Genomic DNA, 19,392 nt, shown 5'->3' with positions numbered 1-19,392 from the left:
CCCCGGCCTGCGCCCTTGATTAGAACCGTTCTAAGATGCCTGACGGAACCCGTCAAGTATTCTGCCGGCAGACCCGAAAACGAGATTAGGATTTAAACCGCCCATGCCCGAGGTCATCTTTCCCGGACCCGAAGGCCGCCTCGAAGGCCGCTATCACCCGCAAAAAGAAAAAGACGCCCCGATCGCCATCGTGCTGCACCCGCATCCGCAGTTCGGCGGCACCATGAACAATAAGGTGGTCTACAACCTCCACTATGCGTTCTACAACATGGGCTTCACCGTACTGCGGTTCAACTTCCGCGGCGTCGGCCGCAGCCAGGGCGAATACGACCAGGGCGTGGGCGAGCTGTCCGATGCCGCCTCGGCGCTGGATTACCTGCAGTCGATGAACTCCAACTCCAAGCATTGCTGGGTTGCGGGCTTCTCCTTTGGCGCCTGGATCGGCATGCAGCTCCTGATGCGCCGCCCGGAGATCACCGGATTCATCTCGGTCGCGCCGCCCGCCAACATGTACGACTTCTCGTTCCTGGCGCCCTGCCCGTCCTCCGGCCTGATCATCAACGGCACCGCCGACCGCGTGGCCCCGCCCGCCGATACCGCCAACCTGGTCAGCAAGCTGCACGAGCAGAAGGGCATCACCATCACCCACACCGAGATCGAGGGCGCGGACCACTTCTTCCAGGATCCGTATATGGACACGATGATCGGCAACGTGACCGATTACGTTAAGCGCCGCCTGACGGAGACCTCCCGCTGATGAGCACAATCGAGACGCTGGCCCAAAAACTGGCGGTCGATACACTCAAAGTTCAGGACGCCAGCGGCGAGGACCGGCTGTATGTGGAGGTGGGCCAGGTGCTTGGCGCCGCCTCCCAGTCGCTCGAAGAAGCCTTCCTCACGGAAATCCGGGTGCGCCTGGCGGAACGCAAGGCGCGCGAGTTTCTCAATCAGAAAGTCGCCGCGCTGCAAGCGCAGCTGGAAACAAGGGCTGAGACATGAGCGACCGGCTGCACGCGCAATTTGCCTTCCTGCTGGAAGCTGACAAGCTGCGCCGGGTCGAGCGCCAGAACCTGATCCTGGACTGCAGCCGCCGCGAAAACTCAGCCGAGCACAGCTGGCATCTGGCGCTTTATGCGCTGGTGCTGGCCCCCTTCGCAGAGCCGGAGGTGAACATTTTCCGCGCCATCCGGATGCTTCTGCTGCATGATCTGGTGGAAATCGACGCGGGCGACCACCCGATCACCGATGAGGTGGACTGGGACGCCGTCGCCCGGTCGGAACAGGCCGCGGCGGACCGGCTGTTCGGAATGCTGCCGGCGGAACAGGGCGCAGAATTCCTGACGCTGTGGCAGGAGTTCGAAGCGGCGCAAACCGCGGATGCGCGGTTTGCCAAGCGGGTCGATCACTGCCAGCCGGTGTTTCAGACGCTTTACGGTGCTGAGCCTCTGGACTGGCATGTCGATGTGGTGCGCCAGAACCTTTACGGCGGCCGCGCCGCCGCGCTGGAGCACGACCTGCCGGAAGCCTTCCATCATGCGCTGGCCCTGCTGGGCGAAGACACCGGATATGACTGCAGCCGCCTGACGGAACGCCTGCAGTTCCTGAATGAGGCCGACAAGCTGAAGCTGATAATCCGCGCGTCCAAGCTGGGCGACGGCTCGCGGCATGAAAACTCGGCAGAACACAGCTGGCACATCATGCTTTACGCGTGGGTACTGTCAGAACACAGCGCCAATGCGGCCGATGTGGACCGGGTACTGCAAATGCTGCTGCTGCACGATCTGGTGGAAATCGACGCAGGCGATGCACCGATCCACGGTGTGGTGGATCCCGCCGCGCTCGCGGCGCTGGCAGCCGAGGAGCAAGCCGCAGCTGACCGTCTGTTTGGTCTGCTGCCCTTAGATCAGGGCGGGCCGATGCGCGCCATCTGGGAGGAGTTCGAGGCCGCCGAAAGCGCCGATGCTGTCTATGCCAAGTCCATCGACCGGGTGCAGCCGGTGCTGCTCAACCTGCTGAACGGCGGCGGCAGCTGGGTCGATTACGACGTGACCCTGCCGCAGCTTGAGGCCCGTGTCGGCACAAAGGTCAGCCGCGGCACGCCCGGGGTCTGGAACCACGTGCGGTCACAGATTGAACCTTGGTTCCGGCAGGCCGGGCGCCTGTAACAGCAGCCGCCCGCGCGCTGAACATCACTCCAGAAACGGCTGAAAAGGCAGTATTTCCGCCCCCTCGCCGGTCAGCGTCAGAAAGGCGCCCGGCTTCAGCTCGTTCCAGGCTTCCCCGGTCTGCTCCAGCGGCTCCGACACCACGGCCCAGCCGTTCATGCTGCTGCTCCAGCGGTAATAGACCGAGGGCGCAATGCTGTCTGAGGAATAGCGCGCCGCATAGAGCCTCTGCCCGTCCGACATCGCCACGGACAGGCGCATGTGCGGCGTGCTTCCTCTCGCGCGGGACAAGGCCTCCATCCGCGCAACCGCCCGCTCCAGCGCCGCCTTCGGATCTCCATCCAGGCCTTGCTGCAAGGCGAGAAGAAACAGCACCTCGCTGTCGGTCGCCCCTTTGCGGTGCTCATACAGCTCATCCGGTATGCACATGTCGGCGTGGCGGCGGAACTTCTCAAAGCCGCCGACCTGTCCGTTATGCATGAAACTCCACCGGCCTGCGGTGAACGGGTGGCAGTTGTTACGGCTGGTTGCGGACCCCGTCGAGGCCCGCACATGCGCCAGAAACAGACCCGATTTCACCTGCCGCACCAGCGCCCGGAGATTGCAGTCCGACCAGGCCGGATACACGTCGCGGTACAGGCCCGGCTCCGGGCGCTGGCCGTACCAGGCGATGCCGAACCCGTCGCCATTGGTTGCCGTCTTGCACTCTGCCGCTTTCTGGCTTTGGGCAATCAGAGAATGCGCGGGTATCGAAATGATGTCTTCCAGGAACACATCGGTACCCGAATAGGCAGCCCAGCGGCACATGTGGCAGTCCCTCCGCTCTCATTTGGGAATCGGATCAGCGTTTTATCTTTCGCTGGAAAATCGGAATAATCTCCTAAGTATTGCCCAGCTGATAGTCCAGTGTATCCGCGCACAGTCCTCTGTTCACCGCCGCAGCAGGCGTAAAAGCGTCAGCCGGTGACGCATCGGGACTTCCTTGAAGGCTGCGGATACGGTACCGGGGAAACAGGCCCGCCGCCGCGGGAGCCAGCGCGCAGAACGGAGGCAGGGATGCCGGTACATTATTTCTACCTGATCATTGCGGTAGCAGCAGAGACCATCGGCACCACAGCGCTGCAGGCCAGCCAGCAGTTTTCCCGGCTTGGGCCGTCGCTGATCGTGCTGGTGGCCTATGCCTTCTCCTTCTACATGATGGGGCTGACGCTCAAATTCATGCCGGTGGGGGTTGTCTATGCCATCTGGTCCGGTCTCGGCATCCTGCTGATTGCGGTGATTGCGTTTTTTGTCTTCGGGCAAAAGCTGGACCTGCCCGCGGTCATCGGAATGGTGCTGATCATGTCCGGGATCGTCATCATCCATCTGTTTTCCAAGTCCTCCGGCCACTGATCCGCGCTAGAAAACGCCTCAGGGCGGTTTTCCTCTGGCCTTTGCGCGGGGTTCGGGCTATGCGCGGCCCAACTTCCTTACAAAGGCGAACGTCATGGACTTGCGCAACATTGCGATCATTGCTCACGTTGACCACGGCAAAACCACCCTGGTTGATGAGCTGCTGAAACAATCCGGCGCCTTCCGCGAAAATCAGGCTGTGGCGGAACGCGCCATGGACAGCAACGATCTTGAGCGCGAGCGCGGCATCACTATTTTTGCCAAACCCACCTCGGTCGAGTGGAACGGCACCCGGATCAACATCGTTGACACCCCCGGCCACGCCGATTTCGGCGGCGAGGTGGAGCGGATCCTGTCGATGGTCGACGGCGTGGTGCTGCTTGTGGACGCTGCCGAAGGCCCGATGCCGCAGACCAAATTCGTGACCTCCAAGGCGCTGGCCCTGGGCCTGCGCCCGATTGTGGTGCTGAACAAGGTCGACAAGCCCGATGCCGAACCCGACCGCGCGCTGGACGAATGCTTTGACCTCTTTGCGTCTCTGGATGCAAATGAGGACCAGCTGGACTTCCCGCACATGTACGCCTCCGGCCGCAACGGCTGGGCCGACGCGGAGCTGGACGGCCCCCGCAAGGATCTGCACGCGCTGTTCAACCTGATTGTGAACCACGTGCCGGAACCCAAGCAGATCAAGCGTCAGAACGACGACTTCCGGATGCTGGCGACCACGCTTGGCAGCGACCCGTTTGTGGGCCGCCTTCTGACCGGCCGCGTCGAATCCGGCACCCTCAAAGTAGGTGCCACCGTGCAGGCGCTGACCCGCATGGGCCAGAAAATCGAGCAGTTCCGCGTCACCCGGATTCAGGCTTTCCGCGGCCTGGCCCAGCAGGACATCGAAGAAGCCCAGGCAGGCGACATCGTGTCCATCGCCGGAATGGCCAAGGCCACTGTGGCTGACACCATCTGTGCTCTGGCCGTGGACGAACCGCTGGACGCCCAGCCGATCGACCCGCCCACCATCACCGTGACCTTCGGCATCAATGACAGCCCCCTGGCCGGCCGTGACGGCAAAAAGGTTCAGTCCCGCGTCATCCGCGACCGTCTGATGAAAGAGGCTGAATCCAACGTCGCCATCAAGATCGCCGATACCCCCGGCGGCGAGGCGTTTGAGGTTTCGGGCCGTGGCGAACTGCAGATGGGTGTTTTGATCGAAAACATGCGCCGCGAAGGGTTCGAGCTGTCGATCTCCCGCCCGCAGGTGATCATGAAGGAAGTCGACGGCGTCCGCATGGAGCCGATCGAAGAAGCCACCATCGACGTGGACGACGAATACTCCGGCGCGGTGATCGAAAAGCTGACCGGCGCCCGCAAGGGTGAGCTGGTGGAGATGAAACCGGCAGGCGCAGGCAAGACCCGCATCATTGCACATGTGCCGTCGCGCGGCCTCATCGGCTATCACGGCGAGTTTCTGACCGACACCCGCGGCACCGGCGTGCTGAACCGCGTGTTCCACGGCTGGGCACCGCACAAGGGTTCGATCCCGGGCCGCCGTGCCGGCGTGCTGATCTCGATGGAAAACGGCCAGTCGGTTGCTTACGCGCTGTGGAACCTGGAAGAGCGCGGCAAGATGATGATCGGTGCCCAGGCTGACGTCTACACCGGCATGATCATCGGGGAACACTCCCGTGACAACGATCTGGAAGTGAACCCGCTGAAGGGCAAGAAGCTGACCAACGTGCGCGCCTCCGGCACTGACGAGGCCGTGCGCCTGACCACGCCGATGACGCTCTCTCTGGAAGAAGCGATTGCCTACATCAACGACGACGAACTGGTTGAGGTGACACCGAACAGCGTGCGCCTGCGCAAGCGCTATCTGGACCCGCATGAGCGCAAGCGGATGTCCAAGGCCGCAAGCTGACCCAAACCGGAAAAGGCGCCTTCGGGCGCCTTTTTCTTGCGGCGGGCCTGCACTGCCGCACAGCAAAAAGGGGCACCCAAGGCGCCCCTTCATCTTTCCCGAAAATACTCAAAAAAGGCGGCAGAGCCGCCACGAGCACCAGCCTTTACTCGCTGGTCTCCACCACCATCAGCTCCCGCTCGGAGGCGCCGCGCGCGTGGTCCAGCGCTTCCTGGTATTCCGGGCTGTGATAACAATCGACAGCCGCCTCGACGCTCGGGAACCGGGCCACCACGTTGCGCGGGCGCTCCGTGCCCTCCAGCTGCACGAACCGGCCGCCGCGGGCGATGAACTCGCCGCCATGCTTGGCAATGGCCGGGCCTGCCAGTTCAGCGTATTTGCCATAGGCATCGGCATCGGTGACGGTCACATGTGCAATCCAAAGCGCGGGCATCGGAGCCTCCCAGTATTATGATCTTTCCGGCAGCTTAGGCAGCTTGCCGGAAAGACCAAGTGTTTTTTGACCAAATGGTCAGCCAGCCAGCACGGCCTCCGCGGCCTTGATGGCTTCCTCAGCGCCGGAGAAGTCCTTGCCGCCGCCCTGGGCCATGTCCGGACGGCCGCCGCCGCCCTTGCCGCCAACAGCCGGAACCGCGGCTTTCAGTACGTCCACGGCAGAGACTTCGCCGGTCAGATCGTCGGTCACGCCGGCGGCCACGGCCACCTTTCCATCATCCTCGGCGATCAGCAGGATTACACCGGACCCGATGTTCTGTTTGTGCTTGTCGATGAGACCGCGCAGGTCCTTGCCGGAAACGCCCTGCAGCGCTTGGGCCAGGAACTTCTTGCCATTCACCTCCTTAGCCTCGGCACCGCCGCCGGAACCACCGCCCATGGCGATCTGCTGCTTGAGATTGGAAATCTCATTCTGCAGCGCCTTTCGCTCATCCATCATCGCCTTGAGGCGGTCCAGAACTTCTGCAGGCTGCGCCTTCAGCGCGCCAGCAACCTCAGCCATGCGGCCCGCTTCGCGCTCCAGATGCTCAACAGCTGCCGCACCGGTCAGCGCCTCAATCCGGCGGACGCCGGCCGAAGACGCGCTGTCGCCCAGAATCACGAAGGTGCCGATGTCGCCGGTCTGCTTCACATGGGTGCCGCCGCACAGCTCAATCGAGTAGGTGTCGCCGTCATGGCCCTTGCCGGTTGGCGCACGGCCCATGGAGACCACGCGGACCTCGTCGCCGTATTTCTCGCCGAACAGCGCCTGGGCGCCCAGATCGCGCGCATCATCCGGGGTCATGATCCGGGTGGAGACCGGCGTGTTCTGGCGGATGAAATCATTCACTTCCGCACCGACTTTGGCCAGCTCATCAGCACTCATCGCCTTGTTGTGGCTGAAGTCAAAGCGCAGACGGTCAGCAGCATTCAGCGAGCCCTTCTGCGCCACATGTTCACCCAATGCGTTGCGCAGCGCTTCGTGCAGCAGGTGCGTGGCGGAGTGGTTGGCACGGATCTTGCTGCGGCGGTCGTGGTCCACTTCCATCGTCGCGCCCTGCCCGGCGGCTACCTCGCCCTCGGTCACCTCGGCGATGTGCAGGAACAGCCCCTCCACCTTCTTGGTGTCGGTGATGCGGGCTGCGCCGCCTTCCACGGTCAGCACCCCGGTGTCGCCCACCTGGCCGCCGGCTTCGCCATAGAACGGCGTCTGGTTCAGGATGATCTGAACCGTCTCGCCCTTGGACGCGGATTGCAGCTGTGCACCGTCCTTGACGATGGCCGCGATCTGGCCTTCGGCCTTCTCGGTCTCATAGCCCAGGAAATCAGTCGGACCCACGGCGTCCAGAATGTCGAAGTAGACCTTCACGTCCGCGGCTTCACCCAGCCCGATGCCGCCAGCGCGGGACTGCTCCTTCTGCGCTTTCATGGCAGCGTCAAAGCCGTCGGTGTCGACTTCAATTTCCTTGACCCGCAGCGCGTCCTGCGTCAGGTCGAGCGGGAAGCCGTAGGTGTCATACAGTTTGAAAGCGGTCTCGCCCGGCAGCACGTCGCCCTGCCCCAGATCGGCAGAGGCTTCGTCCAGCAGTTTCAAGCCACGGTCCAGGGTCTTGAGGAAACGGGTTTCCTCCTGCTCAAAGGTCTCTTCGATCAGCGCCTGGCCCTGACCAAGCTCCGGATAGGCCGCGCCCATCTTCTGAACCAGCGACGGCACCAGCTTGTGCATCACCGGATCGGTGGCGCCCAGCAGCGATGCGTGGCGCATCGCGCGGCGCATGATCCGGCGCAGAACGTAGCCGCGGCCCTCGTTCGACGGCAGCACGCCCTCGGCAATCAGGAACGAGCAGGACCGCAGGTGATCGGCGATCACCCGGTGATGCACATTCTGGTCGCCGAACGGATCGGTGTTCGTGACATTCGCCGAGGCTTCGATCAGCGCCTTGAACAGGTCGGTTTCGTAGTTGTCGTGGGTGCCCTGCAGCAGTGCCGCAATCCGCTCCAGCCCCATGCCGGTGTCGATGGACTGCATGTCCAGGTCCACCATGGTGCCGTCGGCGAAGCGCTCGTTCTGCATGAAGACGAGGTTCCAGATCTCGATAAAGCGGTCGCCGTCTTCCTCGGGCGAGCCCGGAGGGCCGCCCCAGATGTGGTCGCCGTGGTCATAGAAGATCTCGGTGCAGGGTCCGCAGGGGCCGGTGTCGCCCATCTGCCAGAAGTTGTCGGAGGTTGCGATCCGGATGATCCGGTCCTCCGGCACGCCCATCTTCTTCCAGATTTCAAAGGCCTCGTCATCAGTGTGATAGACGGTGGTGTACAGCCGGTCCTTCGGAATATCGAATTCCTTGGTGATCAGCTCCCAGGCAAAGGGGATCGCCTCTTCCTTGAAGTAATCGCCAAAGGAGAAGTTGCCGAGCATCTCAAAGAACGTGTGGTGGCGCGCGGTATAGCCCACGTTGTCTAGGTCGTTGTGCTTGCCGCCTGCGCGGACGCATTTCTGCGACGATGTCGCGCGTTTGTAGTCGCGCGTTTCCACCCCGGTGAAGCAGTTTTTGAACTGCACCATGCCGGAGTTGGTGAACATCAGCGTCGGATCGTTGCGCGGCACCAGCGGGCTGGAGTCGACGACCTCATGCCCCTGTTTGGCAAAGTAGTTCAGAAAGGTAGAGCGGATATCGTTGAGCGTCGGCATATGCGGGATCTCTTGCGGGCTTAAAAACAAGCGTTCCGGGCAGGTTTACCCGCCTGCCGGGGCACTGTCTACAGCGGGAAGCGGCGGCGCCCATGAAAAAGGGCGCGGCCTGCGCCACGCCCTCATGTTCTTGAGATTTGATCAGATTATCCGGCGCTTAGGCCTCAAGGATATCGTCGGCGCCGTCCAGATCCGGGCGTTCGAATTCCAGCCCGTGCGACGCGCGGATCTTGTCCTCGATATCATAGGCAATGGCAGGGTTTTCGCGCAGGAACACCTTGGCGTTCTCCCGCCCTTGCCCGATCCGCTCATCCCCGTAAGAGAACCAGGCGCCGGACTTGTTGACGACACCGGCCGCCACGCCCAGGTCCAGCAGTTCGCCCATCTTGGAGATGCCCTCGCCATACATGATGTCGAATTCCACCTGCTTGAACGGCGGCGCCACCTTGTTCTTGACGACCTTGACGCGGGTGGAGTTGCCGACCACCTCGTCCCGGTCCTTGATCGCGCCGATGCGGCGGATATCCAGGCGGACGGAGGAGTAGAATTTCAGCGCGTTGCCGCCGGTGGTGGTTTCGGGGGAGCCGAACATCACGCCGATCTTCATGCGGATCTGGTTGATGAAGATCACCATGCACTTGGAGCGGCTGATGGAGCCGGTCAGCTTGCGCATCGCCTGGCTCATCAGGCGGGCCTGCACGCCGACGCTGCTGTCGCCCATATCGCCCTCAAGCTCCGACTTGGGGGTCAATGCCGCCACCGAGTCGACAATCACCATGTTGACCGCGCCGGAACGCACCAGCGTGTCAGTGATTTCCAGCGCCTGCTCACCGGTATCTGGCTGCGAGATCAACAGCTCATCCAGATCGACGCCCAGCTTGGCCGCATACTGCGGGTCCAGCGCGTGTTCCGCGTCGACAAAGGCGCAGACACCGCCCTTTTTCTGCTGTTCCGCAATGCAATGCAGCGTCAGCGTGGTCTTGCCCGAGCTTTCGGGCCCGTAAATTTCGATGATCCGGCCCATCGGCAGGCCGCCGATCCCCAGCGCGATGTCAAGCCCCAGGGAGCCGGTCGAACTGGCCTCGATCTCCTGCAGGGCTGTGCCATCGCCGAGCTTCATGATGGAGCCCTTGCCGAACTGCCGCTCAATCTGGGCAAGCGCGCTGTCGAGCGCCTTTTGCTTGTCACCGCTTACTTTATTTTTCATGGTCAAAAGATCCGCCATAGTCCCTTGTCCCTTTCTATCTGTCACACACCGGGGCGTGCGGCAATCACTGCTTTGTTCACCTCTTGTTCCTTATGAGATCAAACCGGGAACATTGCAACAGTAAAACTGATGTACCCACATCAGGGGCAGGATGTTAAAGAGAGGTTTATGGATAAGGCCGAGCAAGAATTTTTACCGGGCAGTTAACGGAATGATGATATTTTTCAAGGAACGGCTGGCGCTTCTGTCCGTTCCCAAGACCGGCACCACCGCTTTTCAGGCGGCATTGCGCGACCGGGCCGATCTGGTGATTTCCGGCCCGCCGGAGCTGAAGCACGCGCCGCTCTACCGTTACAACCGCTGGATCCGGCCGATGTATGAAAAGGTTTGCGGCGCGGAACTGGAGGTTGCAGCTGTGATGCGGGAGCCGGTCAGCTGGCTGGGCAGCTGGTACCGCTACCGCCAGCGGCCCGCGCTGGACGGCAAGCCGAACTCGACCAAGGGTGTAAGCTTCGACGACTTCCTGCACGCCTGCTGCAAGGGCAAGCCCCCCGCCTATGCCAATGTCGGCAGCCAGGCAAAGTTCCTGGAAGCGCAGCCAAACGGCTGCAAAGTCAGCCATCTGTTCCGGTATGAGGACCAGAACGGGCTGAAAACTTTCCTGGAACAGCGGCTGGACATAGAACTGCACCTGGAGCGCAAGAACGTCAGCCCGGCGGCGGAGCTGCCGGTGTGTCCCGAGTCAGAGGCGCGGCTGCGGCGCAAACGGGCGGCGGAGTTCGAGATGTACCAGTCGATCCCGGTTAGCTGAAAGACACAAGCCGCCGGACCCAGCGGCTTGTTTTTTCCAGCTGCTGCCCGCGGCTCAGTGCAGCTGGGCGTGCACCGTTTCGGTCAGCTGGTTCAAAGAGAAAGGCTTGGGCAGGAAGACCGAGTTCGGCACCTCCGGCTGCGCCTCGCCAAAGGCGCCTTCGGCATAACCGGACACAAAGACCACACGGGTATCGGGCCGCTCCTTCAGCGCTTCACGCACCCAGCTGGGGCCATCCATGCCAGGCATCACCACGTCGGTGACAAACACATCCACCGTCAGGCCGGGATCCTCCAGCGTGCGCAGCGCATCCTCGGCGGACTCTGCCTCCAGCACGGTATAGCCGCGCATCCGCAGCGCGCGGGAGGCAAAGGCCCGCACCGGCGCCTCGTCCTCGACCAGCAGCACCACACCCTCGCCATGCTGGTTGGCAGCGGTCTTGTCCTCCGCCTCGGCAGGCTTTTCGACGGCCAGCGCATCCGCCTGCTGCTTGAAGACCGGGAAGAACAGCGTGAACTGGGTGCCGTGCCCCTTGACCGAGTCGACAAAGATATAGCCGCCGGTCTGTTTGATGATGCCGTAAGCGGTGGACAGGCCCAGGCCGGTGCCCTCGCCCGTGCGCTTGGTGGTGTAGAACGGTTCAAACACCTTCTGCAGCTTGTCGGGCGCGATCCCGACACCTTCGTCCGAAACCTTCACAGTGACCCAATCGCCGGCAGGCACGGTGGCGCGGTCCCGCTCCAGCGGCTTGTCCAGCGACAGCACCTCGGTCTCCACCCGGATTTCACCGCCCTGCGGCATCGCATCGCGCGCGTTCACCACAAGGTTCATCAGCACCTGTTCCAGCTGCCGCTTGTCGGCGCGGATGGATTTCATCACCGGATCGTGGCTGAGGGTCAGCGTGACCTTCTCGCCCACCAGGCGGTTCAGCAGATGGGTCAGATCCGACAGCGTGTCGCGCACATCCAGGATCTCCGGCTGCAGCGTCTGCTTGCGCGAGAACGCCAGCAGCTGGCTGACCAGCGAGGCCGCACGGTTGGCATTCTCATGGATCTGGATCAAGTCGCCATAATCCTGATCACCTTGATCGTGGCGCAGCAGCAGCAGGTCGCAATGGCCGGAAATCGCCGTCAGCAGGTTGTTGAAGTCATGCGCCACACCGCCCGCCAGCTGGCCGATCGCCTGCATCTTCTGGCTTTGCACGAACTGCGCTTCCAGCGTCTTCAGCTCGGTCGCGTCGTTCAGCACCGCAATCAGCACCGGGGTGCCTTCTTCGACCACGCGTGTCAGGGTGACCTGGACAAAAACCTCCTTGTCCGAGCGCGACAGGCGCAGGAATTCGGATTTGTTGGGCGCCAGCCCGTCAGCGGTATCCCGCAGCCAATCGGACATCGGGCGGCCAAGGCCCTCCATCAGCTGCCCGAGTTTCAGGTTGGCGCAGCTTTCCACCCCCAGCAGGCGCAGGGCCATCCGGTTGGTGGTCAGGATTTCACCGGTCGGCGCCACCTTCAGGAAAGGCACCGGCAACGCCTCCAGCCCGGCCTGCGCCGCGTCCAGCCCGCCTTCGTCCACTTCCATCAGGAACAGCTCGCTGCGGCCCTGGGTGCGGTTGTTTTCGCTGACCAGAACCTGCACCGGACCGTTCTTGGTGCTGAGCGTGTTGATCCGCCCCGGCAGAACCGGCAGCGCAGGGAACAGGCGGTCGGTGGATTTCACCCGTTCGCCGATCAGCTTGCGGGCCGCCTCGTTCATGAACAGGACAGCGCCGGTGCGGCCTACGGTAATCATCGGCACCGGCATCGACTCCGCGCCGCGGCTATTGCCGCCACGGTCCTGAATATCTTCAACCCGCCACAGGAAACTGCCGCCAGTCATCTGGTGCACCGCCAGCCGGACATGGCCGCGCCGGGTCACGATATCCTCGCGCGCGGCACCATCGACGCGGGCGCGGCTTTGCAGCCGGTACAGCACGGCAGAGGGGTTCGCCAGGATCGAGCGCAACGTGCCCGACAGCGTGTCCCGGCTGCAATCCTGAAACCGCTTTGCCGCGGCGCCGTTGCAGGCGTGGATCACCCCGTCGTCATCGGTGACAAAGCTGGGGGTGGCATCTTTTTCGATGAAGCCGGTCAGCAGCTCTGCCGCCATCGCCCGCGCGTTCAGCCGCATCCGGGTCTGGACCACCATCAGTCCCGCCACCGCCGCCAGCGTCAGCCCCACCATGATAAACCCGCGGCTCATCCAGTCGGGCAGCGCAAGCAGCCAGGGGCCGGACATCAGCATCAAGGCCAGCAGCAGCGTCGCGGCCAGCCGGGCATGCTCGGGCGCGTAAACGCGCAGTTCCGGAACGGAAGTCTCTTGGCGACCGGACATTACGGCTCCATGGTCAGTGCTTGGTGACGCCATAACGCGGCGGCTTTGGTTAAAACCACGTTAAGAAAAACAAAGGGTTTCCCGGCCGCGACCCTATCAACCGCCTTTTGCGCGCGTCAACACGGCAACATAAAAGCCATCGGTGCCATCCTGTACCCTCCAGCTTTGTTCTGCCGCCAGCGACCACTCAGGGTTATTCGCGGTAAAGGCTTGAACCTGCTGAGTGTTTTCCACCTGCAGCATAGAGCATGTCGCATAGGCCAGCGTGCCGCCCGGCGCGGTGAGGTCGGCCGCCCTGCGCAAAATTTCCGATTGGGTTTCCTGCAACGCGCGCAAGCCCTCCGGCGTCAGCCGCCATTTACCCTCAGGTGCCCGCCGCCAGGATCCCGACCCGGAACAGGGCACATCGCACAGCACCAGATCAAAGGGGGCTTTGCGCTCAACATCCGCAGAGGAGAGCAGTGTCACCGGGGCGCCTGCCCGCGCAGCCCGCTCCGGCAGGTCCTTCATCCGCCTGGGATCGGCGTCATGGGCGTTCAGGCGGATCCGGGCGCGGGCCGCCATGGCAAGGCTTTTGCCGCCGCCGCCGGCACAGTAATCGAGGACGGACATGCCATCCTCCAGCGGCAGCTGCTCAACCACTGCCTGGCTAGCGGCGTCCTGGAGCTCCACCAGGCCGTCCGAATAGGCCTTGGCATTGCGCAGCTTCCGGGCGCCTTCGGTGATTTCCAGCGCGGTGGACGCCGCGGGATGCGGCCGGGTGGCAATGCCGTCCGCGGCCAAAGCGTCCTGCGCCTGCTGCAAGGTGCCCTTGGGCGTGTTCACCCGCAGATGCACCGGCGCCCGGCTGCGCAAGGCACTCGCGGCGGCTTCGGCGTCCTGGCCGAGGCTGGCACGAAACTTAGGCCAAAGCCAATCGGGGATATCCAGCGCCTCCGCCCCTTCCGCTGGCGGCGGCAGCTGCCGTTCCGCCGCGCTCAGCGGTGCAGGCGCGTGGCCCTGGCCGGTGAACACTTCATCCGGGTCCTCCCCGGCCTCGCGCAGGGCGCCAAGGATCAGCCCCCGCCCGCTGCGAGCGCCGCCCAGGGCGGCATGGGACCGCAAGCAGCGCACCGCGGTGAACACATGATCCCGCACCGCGGCACGGTCCTTGGAGCCCGCGAAACGGCTGCGCCGCCCCCAGGAGGTCAGCGCCTTTTCCGCAGGCTCCCCCGCCAGCACCTGGTCGAGGATTTCAATGGCCGCCTGCAGGCGGGCGGCGGGGGTCATGCCCCTGCCCCAATTTCACATGCGGCCATCATCAGCTTATCCCGCCCGGTAGTTCGGCGCTTCGCGGGTGATCTGCACGTCGTGGACGTGGCTTTCCTTCAGACCGGCGCCAGTGATGCGGACAAAGTTGCAGTTCTTGCGCATTTCATCAACGGTGGCACAACCGGTATAGCCCATCGCGGCACGCAGGCCGCCAACCAGCTGGTGCACCACCGGACCGGCGCCGCCCTTATACGGCACCTGGCCCTCGATCCCTTCCGGCACCAGCTTGTCGCTGGCGGCGTCTTTCTGGAAATAGCGGTCGGCAGAGCCGCGCGCCATCGCGCCCATCGACCCCATGCCGCGGTAGGATTTGAACGAGCGGCCTTGATACAGGATCACCTCGCCAGGGGACTCATCCGTGCCGGCAATCATCGAGCCGACCATGGCACAGGAAGCACCCGCCGCGATGGCCTTGGCAAAGTCGCCGGAGAACTTGATGCCGCCATCGGCAATAACCGGGATGTCTCCTGCAGCACCTGCACAATCCATGATCGCGGTCAGCTGCGGCACCCCGACACCTGCCACCATGCGGGTGGTGCAGATCGAGCCCGGGCCGATGCCGACCTTGACCGCGTCCGCGCCCGCGTCGATCAGCGCGCGGGTGGCTTCTGCGGTGGCAACATTGCCAGCGATCACCTGCACGCCGCTGTATTGCGCCTTGATCCGCTTCACCGCGTCGATCACACCCGCCGAATGGCCATGGGCAGTATCGACCACAACGATATCAACACCCGCGTCAATCAGCGCCTCGGAGCGGGCAAAGCCGCTGTCGCCGACCGAGCTGGCAGCAGCCACGCGCAGGCGGCCCAGTTCATCCTTGCACGCGGTGGGGTTCAGCACCGCCTGTTCGGTGTCCTTCAGGGTCAGAAGACCGGTCAGCTTGCCATCCTTGTCGGAGACCAGCAGCTTTTCGATCCGGCGCGCCTTCATCAGTGATTTGGCTTCTTCCAGATCCGCAGGCTCCTGCAGCATCGCCAGATTGTCAGAGGTCATCATGACCGAAACCGGCGTGCTGTCATCAGAGGCAAACCGCATGTCGCGGTTGGTGACGATGCCGACAACGCGGCCGGAGCCGTCCACCACCGGAAAGCCGGTGACCCGGTAGCGCTCTTGCAGCGCCTTGGCGTCGGCCAGGGTTTGATCGGCGGTCAGGGTAATCGGGTTGTAAACAATGCCGGAGACAAAGCGTTTCACCCGGCGCACTTCGCGGGCCTGCTCTTCGGTGTTCAGGTTCTTGTGGATCACCCCCATGCCGCCGGCCTGCGCCATGGCGATCGCCATGCGGGATTCGGTCACAGTGTCCATCGCCGAGCTGAGCAGCGGGATGTTCAGAGACACCGACTGCGTCACCCGCGTGCGGGTGTCGGCGGTGTTGGGCAGAACGCTGGACGCGCCCGGCACCAAAAGAACATCATCAAAGGTGAGAGCCTCACGAATCTGCATTTGTCATCCCCATGCATAACCCCGTTTGGCGGTGACCCTATGGCACAGAACCGGCCGGGGGAAAAGAGGCAGAGGGCAAGAATTCCTGCAGTGCAGAAAACCCGGCTTTTCCTGACTTGCATCAAGGACCTGTTTCACAGGAACGTTAGGACTGTGCCGCACCGGACCGCGAACAGGACTGCTCATGACCCGACCGTTGGAAAACACTACCATCCTGGACCTCACCCATGTGCTGGCCGGCCCCTACTGCTCCATGATCCTGTCGGACCTGGGCGCCCGGGTCATCAAGGTGGAGCGCCCCGGAGGCGGTGACGACACCCGCGCCTTCCCGCCGTTCAAAGACGGCGAAAGCGCGTACTTCGCCACCATCAACCACGGCAAGGAAAGCATCGCGCTGGACCTTAAGGCGCCGCAGGACCGCGCCATATTCGAGCGGCTGCTGGCCCAGGCTGACGTGCTGCTGGAAAACTTCCGACCCGGGGTGATGCAGCGGCTGGGTTACGGCTGGGATGCGCTGCACGCGCAGTTTCCGCGGCTGATCTACGGTGCCGTCTCCGGTTTCGGCCACAGCGGGCCGGATGCCCTGAAACCAGCCTATGACATGGTGGTCCAGGCCCGCGGCGGGGTGATGTCGATCACCGGCGAAAAGAACCGGGAGCCGGTGCGGGTCGGCGCCTCGATCGGCGACATCGTGGCGGGCATGTTCCTGGGGCACGGCATCCTGGCGGCACTTCTTGACGTGCAGAAAACCGGTGAAGGCAAATTCGTCGACGTGGCCATGCTCGACAGCCAGCTGGCGCTGCTGGAACACGCCATCGCCATCACCTCGGTGACCGGCGAAGCGCCGCAGCCTTCCGGCGCGCGGCATCCCTCGATCACCCCGTTTGAGACCTTTCACGCCTCCGACGGGCTGTTTGTGATTGCGGCTGGTAATGACGCGCTGTTCACCCGGCTGTGCGATGTGCTGCAGCTGCCGCTGGCCGGGGACGCCCGCTTTGCCACCAACCCCGCCCGCTGCGACAACGCCCGCCTTTTGAAACGGTTGATCGAGGCGGTAACCCTTGAGCAGTCAAAGGCTCATTGGATCGCGCTGCTGACAGAGGCCGGCATTCCCACCGGGCCGATCCAGACCGTCGATCAGGTGCTTCAGGATCCCCAGATCCTGGCCCGCAACATGGTCGTGGATGTTCTGGGCAATGATGGCCGCCCCGAATATTTGTCAGCTGGCAATCCGATTAAGATGAGCGGCCTGCCGGACCCCGCAACCCGCCCCCCTGCGCCTCAACTCGACGGCAGCCGGGCGCAGATTCTGGCGTGGCTGGAGAAGGTTGAGCGGCAGCAGGCCACCTGACGGGCGCTCCCAAACCCGCATCCTAAAGTCATCAAATATCCAAAAATGGCGCCAGCAGACGGGAAAATGCCGCCCATTGCCTTTCGCTTGCCGCAAAAGCCCATATGCTCCGCCTAAATTGCGGAATGAGAAGGCCACAGGCATGACTGACGAACCCCTCGTTGTGTTTACCCCCTCCGGAAAGCGCGGGCGTTTCCCCGCCGGCACGCCGATCCTGACCGCCGCCCGGCAGCTGGGGGTCGACCTCGACTCGGTCTGCGGCGGCCGCGGCATCTGTTCCAAGTGCCAGATCACGCCCTCCTATGGCGAGTTTCCCAAGCACGGCGTCACCGTGCAGGAGGGCGCGCTGAGCGAATGGAACAAGGTCGAGCAGCGCTATAAGGACAAGCGCGGCCTTATCGACGGACGCCGCTTGGGCTGCCAGGCCACCGTGCAGGGCGACGTCGTGATCGACGTGCCGCCGGAAAGCCAGGTCCACCGCCAGGTGGTGCGCAAGCGCGCCGAGGCCCGCGACATCACCATGAACCCCTCCACCCGGCTGTATTATGTCGAGGTGGAAGAACCCGACATGCACAAGCCCACCGGCGATATGGAGCGGCTGATTGAGGCCCTGGAAGCGCAGTGGAACTTAAAGGGGGTTAAGACCGACCTGCACATCCTGAGCGTGCTGCAGCCTGCCCTGCGCAAAGGCGGCTGGAAGGTGACCGTCGCCGTGCACCTGGGCGATGCAAACCACCCGCCCAAGATCATGCACATCTGGCCCGGCTTCTACGAAGGCTCGATCTACGGCCTGGCGGTCGACCTCGGCTCCACCACCATCGCCGCGCATCTCTGCGATCTGCAAACCGGCGAGGTCGTGGCCTCCTCCGGCATCATGAACCCGCAGATCCGCTTTGGCGAAGACCTGATGAGCCGGGTGTCCTATTCGATGATGAACAAGGGCGGCGACCAGGAAATGACCCGCGCGGTGCGCGAGGGCATGAACGCGCTGTTCACCCAGATCGCGGCTGAGGCGGAGATCGACAAGGCGCTGATCGTGGATGCGGTCTTTGTCTGCAACCCGGTGATGCACCACCTGTTCCTGGGCATCGACCCGTTTGAGCTGGGCCAGGCGCCCTTTGCCCTGGCGACGTCCAATTCGCTGGCACTGCGCGCAGCGGAGCTGGATCTGAACATCCACCCCGCCGCCCGTGTCTACTTGCTGCCCTGTATCGCGGGCCACGTCGGCGCAGATGCCGCCGCGGTGGCGCTGTCGGAGGCGCCCGACAAATCCGAGGATCTGGTGCTGGTCGTCGACGTCGGCACCAACGCCGAGATTCTGCTGGGCAACAAGGAAAAGGTTCTCGCCTGCTCTTCCCCCACCGGCCCCGCGTTCGAGGGCGCGCAGATCTCCAGCGGCCAGCGCGCCGCGCCCGGCGCGATTGAGCGGGTCGAGATCAGCCCGGAAACCAAGGAACCGCGCTTCCGGGTGATCGGCTCTGATGTCTGGTCGGACGAGGACGGCTTTGCCGAATCCATCGCCACCACCGGCATTACCGGCATCTGCGGCTCCGGCATCATCGAGGCGATTGCCGAAATGCGCCTGGCCGGTGTGCTGGATGCCTCCGGCCTGATCGGCTCGGCGGAGCAGACCGGTTCTGCCCGCTGCATTCAGGACGGGCGCACCAACGCCTATATGCTGTGGGATGGCTCTGCTGAGGGCGGGCCGACCATCACCGTCACCAACCCCGACATCCGGGCGATCCAGATGGCCAAGGCGGCGCTCTACTCCGGCGCGCGCCTGCTGATGGACAAGTTCGGCGTCGACACCGTGGACCGCGTCGTGCTGGCCGGGGCCTTCGGGGCGCACATCTCTGCCAAGCACGCGATGGTGCTGGGCATGATCCCCGACTGCGTGCTGGAGAAAGTCACATCGGCTGGCAACGCCGCAGGCACCGGCGCCCGCATCGCGCTCTTGAACACCGAAGCGCGCAGCGAGATCGAGGAAACCGTGCGGCGGATTGAGAAGATCGAAACTGCCGTCGAGCCCCGCTTCCAGGAGCATTTCGTGAACGCCTCGGCGATCCCGAACTCGGCAGAACCCTTCCCGATCCTGGAAACCGTGGTGACCCTGCCGCAGGTGAACTTCAACACCGGCGGCGGAGACAGCGAAGGTGCTGGCGGAGGCCGCCGCCGCCGCCGCCGCGGCTGATCCGCAAAGGCCCGGAAATTTCCGCTGCAGCGCCCTTGACCTCTTTGGCGCTGCAGCATAATTCTGCACTTCA

The 19,392-nt window shown here is 63.6% G+C and carries 15 protein-coding genes; 8 read left to right on the top strand and 7 right to left on the bottom strand.

All coding sequences use genetic code 11. The features are described from left to right. Positions 1-103: 103 nt before the first annotated feature. From ACTRWG_RS00290 to ACTRWG_RS00280, 3 genes are read left to right on the top strand one after another with little or no spacing between them, the layout of a single operon-like run. Positions 104-757, top strand: coding sequence for an alpha/beta hydrolase (locus ACTRWG_RS00290; protein ID WP_027237561.1), 654 nt, complete (start codon positions 104-106; stop codon positions 755-757). Further along, positions 757-999 (top strand): hypothetical protein, encoded by a 243-nt coding sequence (locus ACTRWG_RS00285; RefSeq protein ID WP_027237560.1) that lies wholly within the window; start codon positions 757-759, stop codon positions 997-999. The genes ACTRWG_RS00290 and ACTRWG_RS00285 overlap by 1 nt, the downstream gene beginning before the upstream one ends. Beyond that, a complete protein-coding gene (locus tag ACTRWG_RS00280) occupies positions 996-2,165 on the top strand; it encodes an HD domain-containing protein (protein ID WP_027237559.1) in 1,170 nt (389 codons plus the stop codon). The genes ACTRWG_RS00285 and ACTRWG_RS00280 overlap by 4 nt, the downstream gene beginning before the upstream one ends. A gap of 24 nt (positions 2,166-2,189) precedes the next feature. On the opposite strand, the gene ACTRWG_RS00275 is transcribed toward ACTRWG_RS00280, so the two are convergent. Further along, positions 2,190-2,972: a class II glutamine amidotransferase gene (locus ACTRWG_RS00275; protein ID WP_027237558.1), complete on the bottom strand. Its 783-nt coding sequence runs from the start codon at positions 2,970-2,972 to the stop codon at positions 2,190-2,192. Positions 2,973-3,221: 249 nt separating this feature from the next. Here ACTRWG_RS00275 and ACTRWG_RS00270 point away from each other — a divergent pair, with 249 nt between their 5' ends. Both ACTRWG_RS00270 and typA read left to right on the top strand, forming a co-directional pair. After that, complete coding sequence (locus ACTRWG_RS00270; protein WP_027237557.1) at positions 3,222-3,557, top strand: DMT family transporter; 336 nt, start codon at positions 3,222-3,224, stop codon at positions 3,555-3,557. A 94-nt stretch (positions 3,558-3,651) separates the two neighbouring features. Further along, on the top strand, positions 3,652-5,472 hold the full coding sequence (gene typA, locus ACTRWG_RS00265; protein ID WP_027237556.1) for a translational GTPase TypA: 1,821 nt from the start codon (positions 3,652-3,654) through the stop codon (positions 5,470-5,472). Positions 5,473-5,617: 145 nt separating this feature from the next. Here the strand turns inward: typA and ACTRWG_RS00260 are convergent, their stop codons facing one another. The 3 genes from ACTRWG_RS00260 to recA form a co-directional block, all read right to left on the bottom strand. Continuing rightward, on the bottom strand, positions 5,618-5,905 hold the full coding sequence (locus ACTRWG_RS00260; protein WP_027237555.1) for a DUF1330 domain-containing protein: 288 nt from the start codon (positions 5,903-5,905) through the stop codon (positions 5,618-5,620). A gap of 78 nt (positions 5,906-5,983) precedes the next feature. Further along, the gene (gene alaS, locus ACTRWG_RS00255) at positions 5,984-8,635 is read right to left on the bottom strand and encodes an alanine--tRNA ligase (protein WP_027237554.1); all 2,652 of its coding nucleotides are present in this window, start codon (positions 8,633-8,635) and stop codon (positions 5,984-5,986) included. Positions 8,636-8,792: 157 nt separating this feature from the next. Further along, entirely contained in the window at positions 8,793-9,860 is a 1,068-nt protein-coding gene (gene recA, locus ACTRWG_RS00250; RefSeq protein ID WP_027237553.1) for a recombinase RecA, read from the bottom strand. Between the two features lie 193 nt (positions 9,861-10,053). Between recA and ACTRWG_RS00245 the strand changes: the two genes are divergently transcribed. Then, positions 10,054-10,653 carry a gamma-glutamyl kinase gene (locus ACTRWG_RS00245; protein WP_259972557.1) on the top strand — a complete coding sequence of 200 codons (600 nt, stop codon included), beginning with the start codon at positions 10,054-10,056 and terminating at the stop codon, positions 10,651-10,653. A 54-nt stretch (positions 10,654-10,707) separates the two neighbouring features. Here the strand turns inward: ACTRWG_RS00245 and ACTRWG_RS00240 are convergent, their stop codons facing one another. From ACTRWG_RS00240 to guaB, 3 genes are all read right to left on the bottom strand, one after another. Beyond that, the gene (locus ACTRWG_RS00240) at positions 10,708-13,023 is read right to left on the bottom strand and encodes an ATP-binding response regulator (RefSeq protein ID WP_462828793.1); all 2,316 of its coding nucleotides are present in this window, start codon (positions 13,021-13,023) and stop codon (positions 10,708-10,710) included. 96 nt (positions 13,024-13,119) lie between these two features. Beyond that, a complete protein-coding gene (locus ACTRWG_RS00235) occupies positions 13,120-14,292 on the bottom strand; it encodes an RsmB/NOP family class I SAM-dependent RNA methyltransferase (protein WP_462828792.1) in 1,173 nt (390 codons plus the stop codon). A gap of 36 nt (positions 14,293-14,328) precedes the next feature. Then, positions 14,329-15,777, bottom strand: a complete 1,449-nt coding sequence (gene guaB, locus ACTRWG_RS00230; protein ID WP_027237549.1) for an IMP dehydrogenase — start codon at positions 15,775-15,777, stop codon at positions 14,329-14,331. 184 nt (positions 15,778-15,961) lie between these two features. Between guaB and ACTRWG_RS00225 the strand changes: the two genes are divergently transcribed. Both ACTRWG_RS00225 and ACTRWG_RS00220 read left to right on the top strand, forming a co-directional pair. After that, positions 15,962-17,128: a CaiB/BaiF CoA transferase family protein gene (locus ACTRWG_RS00225; RefSeq protein WP_027237548.1), complete on the top strand. Its 1,167-nt coding sequence runs from the start codon at positions 15,962-15,964 to the stop codon at positions 17,126-17,128. Positions 17,129-17,270: 142 nt separating this feature from the next. Further along, a complete protein-coding gene (locus ACTRWG_RS00220) occupies positions 17,271-19,319 on the top strand; it encodes an ASKHA domain-containing protein (RefSeq protein ID WP_462828791.1) in 2,049 nt (682 codons plus the stop codon). The last annotated feature ends 73 nt before the right edge of the window (positions 19,320-19,392 follow it).

The sequence above is a fragment of the Leisingera sp. G5_S3_59_S7 genome, assembly GCF_054968485.1.
The sequence above is the reverse complement of the archived record's forward strand: the minus strand, read 5'-3'. Positions and strand labels throughout refer to the sequence as shown.